General features: G+C 62.2%; 8 protein-coding genes. All 8 read right to left on the bottom strand.

Going from position 1 to position 8,659, the window contains the following annotated elements; translation table 11 throughout:
* Positions 1 to 58: 58 nt before the first annotated feature.
* A complete protein-coding gene (locus Q3C01_RS41335) occupies positions 59 to 514 on the bottom strand; it encodes a VOC family protein (protein ID WP_458151085.1) in 456 nt (151 codons plus the stop codon).
* A 12-nt stretch (positions 515 to 526) separates the two neighbouring features.
* Positions 527 to 2,290, bottom strand: coding sequence for an MOSC domain-containing protein (locus tag Q3C01_RS41340; protein ID WP_458151086.1), 1,764 nt, complete (start codon positions 2,288 to 2,290; stop codon positions 527 to 529).
* 38 nt (positions 2,291 to 2,328) lie between these two features.
* Positions 2,329 to 3,201 (bottom strand): DUF427 domain-containing protein, encoded by an 873-nt coding sequence (locus tag Q3C01_RS41345; RefSeq protein ID WP_458151087.1) that lies wholly within the window; start codon positions 3,199 to 3,201, stop codon positions 2,329 to 2,331.
* 84 nt (positions 3,202 to 3,285) lie between these two features.
* The gene (locus tag Q3C01_RS41350) at positions 3,286 to 4,173 is read right to left on the bottom strand and encodes a haloalkane dehalogenase (protein ID WP_458151088.1); all 888 of its coding nucleotides are present in this window, start codon (positions 4,171 to 4,173) and stop codon (positions 3,286 to 3,288) included.
* A gap of 777 nt (positions 4,174 to 4,950) precedes the next feature.
* Positions 4,951 to 5,775: an alpha/beta fold hydrolase gene (locus Q3C01_RS41355; protein WP_458151089.1), complete on the bottom strand. Its 825-nt coding sequence runs from the start codon at positions 5,773 to 5,775 to the stop codon at positions 4,951 to 4,953.
* A 29-nt stretch (positions 5,776 to 5,804) separates the two neighbouring features.
* Complete coding sequence (locus Q3C01_RS41360; RefSeq protein WP_458151090.1) at positions 5,805 to 6,848, bottom strand: 3-hydroxyacyl-CoA dehydrogenase NAD-binding domain-containing protein; 1,044 nt, start codon at positions 6,846 to 6,848, stop codon at positions 5,805 to 5,807.
* 19 nt (positions 6,849 to 6,867) lie between these two features.
* On the bottom strand, positions 6,868 to 7,788 hold the full coding sequence (locus Q3C01_RS41365; protein ID WP_458151091.1) for a 3-hydroxyacyl-CoA dehydrogenase: 921 nt from the start codon (positions 7,786 to 7,788) through the stop codon (positions 6,868 to 6,870).
* A 31-nt stretch (positions 7,789 to 7,819) separates the two neighbouring features.
* On the bottom strand, positions 7,820 to 8,659 hold an 840-nt coding region (locus tag Q3C01_RS41370; RefSeq protein WP_458151092.1), incomplete at its 5' end, for a CoA transferase.

The raw sequence follows: 8,659 nt of genomic DNA on the forward strand, positions 1-8,659 counted from the left end.
GTCTGGTTGCAGGTTCGAGTCCTGCCGGGCCCACCAGCAAATCAATCCAGACAACACATTAGGGGTTGCGGTAGCCGCGTTCCTGCAGCACCCAGCTATTGCCGTCCGGGTCCGAGAAGTTGGCGAAGCTGGCATAGTCTCTGCGCGCGGGGGCGAGTCCGGATGCGAAACGTCCGTCCCAGGCATCAATTGGTATCTTGTGCCTGATCTCGCCGACCTCGACACCGCGTTCGAGCAGGCGGCTCCGCACCGCGTCGAGGTCGGTCACGACGAGATAAATGTCGCGGGCTGATCCCGCGGCTGCGTCGGTCAGTCCCTTGCCGATCTGTATCGAGCAAGACGATCCCGGCGGCGTGAGTTGCACGACGCGGAACGCGTCGTTCGGTGCATAGTCGACATCGAGCGTGAAGCCAACCCGATCGACATAAAACCGCAGTGCGCGATCGACATCACTCACCGGCAACGTGATCACCTCGACCGAGAACTTCACCACCGCTGTACGATTTGTATTCATCGCCTCATCCCTTCACAAATCGATGACGACGTCACTCGTCGGCTGTGAACAGCAAATAAGGAGGTTGCCGTCGGCGGGCTGATCGAGTGGCTCCGGTCCATAGGCAACCGCGCCCGAAACCAGACCGCTCTCGCAGTTGTGACAAACACCGGTCCGGCACGACCAACGGACCGGGACATCGCAAGCCTCGGCCAGCTCCAGGATGCTTTGGTAGGAGGACGCCTTCCAATGTGCGGCGACGCCGCTTCGCGCGAAAGAGACCAACGGGCCAGTGTCGGCGTCGCCCTCGGGCGGGTGCGGGACGCGCGTCCCCGTACCAACGAAACCTGGGTTCATCGGCTCGCGGCCATTGAAGATCTCAGTATAAACTCGCTCGGGCGCGACACCCAAATCTGCAAGCGCCTGCTTCATGTCTGCCATGAAGCGACCCGGCCCGCAGATATAGACATCCGCTTCTCTCGCGATGCCGACCTTGTCCAAGGCTGATCGCGACAGACGGCCGATCGCGTCGAAACCCTCGCCCATCTCGTCGCGCTGGTCCGGCTTGCTGTAACAAACATAGTGGCGGCCGTGGGTGAGCGCGGGCATGAGGCGGCGGACTTCGGCGTCAAAGGGATGATGCTGCCCATCGCGAGCCGCGTGCAGCCACAACACTCGCCGCGCCGAGCGCGCGGCTGCCAGTGCGTGCAGCATTGCCAGAACAGGCGTCGCTCCAATTCCCGCGCTGAGCAACACCACCGGCCGCTCTCCAGACTGCAGGACGAAACCTCCGCGCGGCGCGCTGACGTCGAGGGCGTCCCCCAGACGGACTCGCTCCCGGAAATACGTTCCTGCCGCCCCGTTCGGCTCGATCTTCACACTGATCCGATAGCGGTCCGTCGAAGGCGGACCGGAGAGCGAATAGCTGCGAAGGAGCGGTGGGCCGCCGCCGGTTCGCTTGAGGCGCAGGACGACGTACTGGCCCGGCAGCGGCTGTGACAGCGGCTTGCCACCCGGATGCCGCATCGACACAGAGAGGACGTCTGCGGATTCCTGATCGATCGCCACCACCGCGAGCGGCTGAAATCCCGGCGCCACCGGATGCGCCGCCGCTGCCGGCACGAGCCCCGCGTTTCCGCTCCCGCCGGCGGTCGTCTGGCTCTGCAACAGTGCTTCGAACGATGCGCGCCATCCCGGCGAAAGCGCCTCGATCCGCAAGGCGCGCTGCAATCGATCGCGCGCATGATCGGACAAATAGAGCAGCGCGTTGATCTCGGCGACGGTCATTCGCTCGTTCGCCTCTCCTACTTTCACGATTTCGTCGCCGGCGCCTACCATGCCTTCCCTCAGGACGCGAAAATAGAACCCCGGCCGTCCGCTGGATGTCAGCAACGCCGGCATCCGCGGCTCGTCGGTTCGAATGCCGACGCGATAGCAGGTGACGCGAGGCTGCGTGACCTCGAACAGGGCGCTGCCGATCTGAAAACGATCGCCGATGCAAACGGCATCGTCAGGCAATCCTTCGATCGTTAAATTCTCGCCGAACTGTCCATGGACGAAGTCAGTTCTGTTCAATTGTTCCTGCCAGTAGCGATAGGATTCGATTTGATAGACGAAGGCGGCTCGCTGTTCGCCGCCGTGGCCAGCCAAATCGGCTTGGCCGTCTCCTTCCAGATTCAACCGGCCGACGCGGCACCGGCCGTGGACGGGACTTTTCCAGATCGCGGTGCGTACAATGCGGCCCTTCCATTCGATATCACGCGGAAGTCCGACGTTCACGGACAGTAGTCGAGCCATGTGTCGCTTCGCCTTGATTGAGGGGACCGCAAACCAGCCTAGCCGCTCGCAGCGCGGTCCAGTTCGGCGAGGTCGAGGTTGCGATCGGGGCCGTGCGGAACCACCGACTGACCAGGCTCAAGACGGAGCTGGGTGCCGTCGAGATGCACAGTCACGATATCAGGCTCGAACGACACTAGGTTCGAGATGCGGCGAACCTCGGGATACGCGTCGGGATACGACCATGCTGCCTGACGCGCGTCGCCAATCGAGTAATAGCTACAGAGTCCCTTGTACGGGCAGAACGTCTGGAGCTTGACAGGCGTGAGAGCTGATGCGTCGATGTCATCGCGTGGAACGTACCAGCGTGGTGCGAAACCCGACTCGTAGAGAACCAGCGGCCGCTTGGTATCGGCGATGATCCGGTCGCCTTGGCGGACTACGAGGTTGCGGGAGGTCTGGCGAATGTCGATGCGATGGTAGGGATCCGCGGCATGGCCTAGGATACGCTCGTCTTCTTCGTAGAAAGCGTCCATGGCGCGCCAGGCGAACGCAACGCGTCCCTGCAATTCGCTCGCGTAGGCGGGCAGGCCGGTGTGCTGCCACGCTCCTCGCGCAGCTATGTGCTGCTCGTCTGCTCGCACGCTATACCAGGAAGTGAGCCCGAGATCCGAGTGTTGAGTCGTATTGTCGGTCATTTCCAACACATGGGGAGATATGTCGGCCTCCGGAAAGTAGGCAACCGGATAGCGGCCTGGCTCGAACAGCAGGAGAACATTCTCGCTTTCGGCGATCCAACGGCCTCCGAAGCGCACGCGCATGCGTCTGCGCAATCGCTCGACGTACAACAGCTTCTTGGGCAGCGGTTCGGGTACTATGAACTTGCCGAGTGCTCCCGTTGAGAGAGGACCTTGTTGCCAGGACAATCCCACGGCTTTCTCCTATCTGGTTGGATGATCGGGGCGCCGCGCACCGTCGATTCTGTCATCGCCGACGGTCGGCCGTCGATCTGCCGGTCAGCCCAGCGTCTTCATCCAGGCTGCGATGGCACTGCCAATCTCGTCCGGCGAGTCTTCCTGGACGAAATGGACTCCCTTGACCGTCACTTCGGTCTGCGCTGGCAAGCTTCGGGCTAGTTCAAGAACCTTGCCCTCCGCGAGGATTCCACCGGGCTCGGCCTTCAGGAACAGCTTCGGCACGCGGCTGCTCTTCAGCCAGTCCGCGTAGGCGTCCACGACCGCCGTTACGTCGGCAGGATCGCCTTCGATCGGGATTTCCCGGGGGAACGTCAGCGTCGGACGCCGACCCTCGCCGGCTTCGGTGAATGGCCGGCGGTACTCCGCCATCTCCGCGTCCGAGAGCTTGCGCAGTATCGCCCCCGGCAAGACCTTCTCGATGAAGAAGTTGTCTTGCAGGACCATCTGCTCACCGGCTTCGGAGCGCAGCGCCTCCAGGACCGGGCGCATTCCGAACTTGTCCCAGTGGTCCCAATACTGTCGTCCCACCATCGCCTCCATATACGCGATACCCCTCACGGCATCGCGATGGTGGTTGGCCCAGTCGAAGCCGAGAGTGGAGCCCCAGTCGTGAATGACCAAAGTGACGCGCTCGCGCACATTCAGCGCCTCGAGCAGGGCGCCGAGGTAACGGCGGTGCTCGACGAACCGATAGGAACCAGGCCCACTCTCGGGCAGCTTGTCTGAGTCGCCCATACCGATCAGATCGGGGGCGATGCAGCGGCCCAGCGGCTCCAAGTGCGGCAACACGTTGCGCCACAAGTACGACGATGTTGGATTGCCATGCAGTAGTATGATGGGATCCCCCTTTCCCACCTCCACGTACGCCATCTCGCGGCCAAGGACCTTGCGCCACTGCTTTTTGTAAGGAAACGCCGCAGATATCATGATTGCTTCTCCTCACCGATTGTTAAGCTGACCGTGCCCACCGTTCTTAGATGACTGGTTGCGCTGAACGTTTTCCTCCGGGCGTAGCTCGGCCTGAACTAGTTTCCCGAGCAGCCAGAAGATTTCCGATACTCCCTGCCGTAAGCGGTCCTCGTTGGAGCGAGCGTTGGGGTGATCATGGAAATGGCAAGCCTGTCCGCAGATCGGGTGCTGTTGCTGGGACCATTACAGGTCATCCAAAATGGCGTCCCTTGCACCAGCCGCCTTCGCGCAAGGTCTGGGCCTCCTCGCTTATCTCCCGATGGCGCCGCGGCCTGTCACCCGCGAAAAACTGTGCGAGTTGTTTTGGGACGCCGCGGACGCCCCAGAAGCGAGTTGCGCTAGTGCCTTTCCAAGCTACGCCCGCTGGTCGATCGGCCGGCGACGACGCGGATCATCGCTGACCGCAAGCAGGTCTGGATCGATACAGGTTCACTCGACGTCGATGCCCAGTCTGTCGCGCGACGTACGCAGAAGACGCTAACTTTACACCAAGCGAGCTTCGGTCGCTATTGGCTTTGTTAAAGGGCGACTCTCGAAGGCCTTTCGGTCGAGGGGGTTCCGTTGCTCGAAAATTGGCTCGCCGCCCGGCGGCACCGCTTCGGTCAGCTGCGCCAACAGCTTCTCGAACGGCTTAGCTCCGTCATGCCGCCGGAGAGCGATGATAGTAAATCAATGGCTTAGCAGGCGGTCACTTCGTAGCAGTTTAGGCACCGCGCTCAGCGCCCGACCTCTAGCTTAGCTTCGAAAGAACGCAAGCAGGTCGGCATTGATCGTGGCCGCCTCGGTCGTTGGCATGCCGTGCGGGAAGCCCTTGTAGGTCTTCAGCGCACCATTCCTCAGCAGCTTTGCAGACAATGGACCGGAGTCCTCATAGGGAACGATCTGGTCGTCGTCGCCATGCATCACCAGGACCGGAACACTGATCTTCTTGAGATCCTCGGTAAAGTCGGTCTGCGAGAAAGCGACAATGCCGTCATAGTGCGCCTTGGCGCCGCCCGTCATACCCTGCCGCCACCAGTTCTGGATGACCGCCTCGGATGGCTTGGCGCCCGGCCGATTGTAGCCGTAGAACGGACCGGCCGCGAGATCTCGGTAGAACTGCGAACGATTGGTCGCGACCTGCACCTGGAAACCGTCGAATACCTCTTTCGGCAGCCCGCCAGGATTCGCCTTGGTCCTCACCATCAACGGCGGCACCGAAGCGACGAGCACAGCCTTTGCAGCCCTGCTCTCGCCGTGTCGAGCCAGGTAGCGCACCACCTCGCCGCCGCCTGTGGAGTGGCCGACATGGATGGCGTTCTTCAGGTCGAGATGCTCCGTCAGCGCCGCGAGGTCGTCGGCATAGTGATCCATATCGTGCCCGTCGGCCACTTGGGCAGACCGGCCATGGCCGCGTCGATCATGGGCGACAACGCGGTACCCGTGATTGAGAAAGAACAGCATCTGCGCGTCCCAGTCGTCGGATGACAGCGGCCATCCGTGGCTGAACACGATCGGCTGTCCCTTGCCCCAGTCCTTGTAGAATATTTCGACGCCATCCTTGGTTTTGATCGTAGGCATGGTGATATCTCCTCTGGTTCTCGATTTCATCAAAACAACGGCGAAGCGCCGAACAAGTCGTTTGATTCCTGCAAATCGCTAAGGCGATCGCTGCTCTCGCTGTTCGTCCGGGACCTCCGCGGGAGCGAATCGTCCGGACGCCCGGTGCGCAGTTCGAGGAGCCCGAGCAGAATCTCGTCCCTTTCTGCCTCAAGCTCCTTGATGGAGCGCGATCCAACCTCGGCGTGAACGCTGTCGACGAGCTTCTTCTGAGTCTCGGGCGTGAGCGCCGGCGTGCCGAGTGTCTTCCACGAAGCCGCCATCGGGCCGGCGAACTGCTGGAAGAAGTGCTCGATGCCGCCCGGCCCGCCGCCGAGATGATTGAGCATCATGTTGCCCATGATGCCCCAGCGCAGTCCCGGACCCCAGGACAGCGCGTCGTCGACGTCGGCAGCGCTCAGGACGTCTTCGGCGACGAGATAGTAGACCTCGCGCGCCAGCGCGATTTGCAGGCGGTTGGCGACGTGGCCCGGCATCTCCTTGTTGAGACGTATCGCCTTCTTCCCGATCGATTTATAAAACTCGATCGCGCGCAGGATCGTCTCTTCCGAGGTCTTCGCACCACCGACCACCTCGACCAGCGGGATCAAGTGCGGCGGATTGAAGGGATGGCCGATGACGCAACGTTCCGGATGCGATGTAACGCCAGCTTGAATATCGCTCATTTTAAGGCCCGAAGAGCTCGACGCGATAATCACGTCGTCCGGCAGCAACTCGTCGAGTTGCCTGTAGAGTTTCTGCTTGAAATCCAGCCGCTCCGGGCCGTTCTCCTGAACGAAGTCGGCGCCCTTCACTGCTTGCGCGAGATCGGCGGTGAATCTCAGGTTCGACTGCGACGCACCGGGCGAAAGGCCCAACCGTTCGAGTGCTGGCCAGGCCGCCTTCACGAACTTTCGCAGGGCGATTTCTGCGCCGGGCGCGATATCGGTCGCGACGACCTCAAATCCCCTGGCGAGATACAGCGCGCTCCAGCTTGCGCCGATGACACCGGTACCGATGACCGCGATGCGTCGTATGGTTCTGGTGTTGCTCATGTCGTTCTCCTTTTCGATGCTAGAAGGTGGCGTAGGCGACGCCGGTGAGATTGCCCTGGGCGGCCAGCAGGGTCCGCTTGCCCGTCCCATCGAGATTGGCGACATAGAGGGAGCCGGCGAGATCGGTGACGAACATCCTGTTGCCGGCGACGTCGAGCGCGAGCCCGATTCCTTCCATGAGGTCCGGCACCACGATCTCGGGCGTCTGCTGTCCAGGCCTGGCGTCGATCCGCGCACGGTTCACCGTGTTGCCGCGCGGAGGATTGCCACGGTCGGTCCAGTAGAGGACGCGACGTTGGAGATCGAGCTCGAGATCGATCGGCTCGGGAAGGTCGTCAAACAAGACTTCGGCGTCGCTGCGGTTGGCGGCTGTCTGGCCTTTTGGGATATCGATCCCGGCGCGCAGGATGCGCCCAACCCCGGCGTTGTCTCCGCCCTTTTGCGTCCAGTAGAACTGTCCGCGCACCGGATCGACCGCAATTCCAACACACCAGCGCGTCTGGTCAGGGCGGTCATGATCGCCCTCACCCGTCTGGACGAGCACCTCGATCTGCGAGCCATCGAGATTGGCGCGCATGACCCGCATCCCCTCGCGATCGGACCAATAGAGCTTACCGCGCACCTTATCGAGGTGGAGCTGCTTGGGTGTGTATGTGCCGCCGGGTGCAACGATGAACCGGCGGTTCTTTCCGTCGAGATCGGCGCGCTCGATTGAGCCGTCGTTCAACCTGGGAACGCCCATGTTGGTCCAGTAGACGTGACCGGCGGCGACGTCGACAGCGATACCATCGGGATAGGGGCAATCGGTCGCGACGACCTTGCGATTTGACCCGTCGGCATCCATGGAGAGAACGCGTCCGCCGCTCAGGTCCAGCAGAAATAGCCTGCTGCGAACCGCAACGGACGGCATCTTTGTTTTGGTAGCTTCACGTACACTCATTGTTTGACTCCTTCGGCGTCCGACCCATCGCTTATGCGACCCGTTCCCTTGCTTTCGGGATGGCACCATCTTCTCGCAGGCTCTCGATGCTCCTGGCGTCGAAGCCCAGCACGCTGAGAATCTCCTCCGTATGCTCGCCAAGGCCGGGCGCGCGCCGGGCCAGAACCTTCGTGACACCATGAACCTGGATCGGGCTGCTGATCGTCGACATCACTTTGCCGCCCGCACCTTCGAGCGGAACGACAATCTCGTTTTCCGTCAGTTGCGGATCGTTGATGACGTCCTGCGGTCCGCGGACTTCGCCAAAAGTGACGTTGACGTTGGCAAAGACCGAATGCCAGTGCGGCATGGCCTGAGCGCCGAACACCTCGTCAAAGATGGCCGTGAGCTGCGGCATGTTCACCGCAAGCTGAGCTGCTTCAGAGAAGCGCGGGTCGGTCCGCAAGTCCGGGCGGCCGATTGCCGTCGCCACCGCCGCGAACTTGTCCGGCGTGATGATGAGAACGAACCATGTTCCGTCCGCGGCACGATAGACGTTCGTCGCGGCATTGGCGGGATGCTGACGGTCGTGCAACGGAGGAAATTTGGCTCCGGCGAGCGCCGCCTGAATGGAGACACTCGCGGACCAAACGCCCTCGGCAAGCAACGACGTCGTGACATAGGCGCCCTTGCCGGTCCGCTCGCGCCGGTAGAGCGCGGTCACGATAGCCGAATAGAGTCCGACAGCGGTGGCATTGTCGCCGCTGCCACTCACCGGCCAGGTGGGCGGAGCACCGGCGTCGCGCGTCAACGACAGCAGACCGCTGCGTGCCCAATAGGAGGTGATGTCGAAGCCGGGCAGATTCGCATCCGGGCCCTTCTCGCCGAAGCC

This window comes from Bradyrhizobium sp. UFLA05-109 (genome assembly GCF_054185165.1).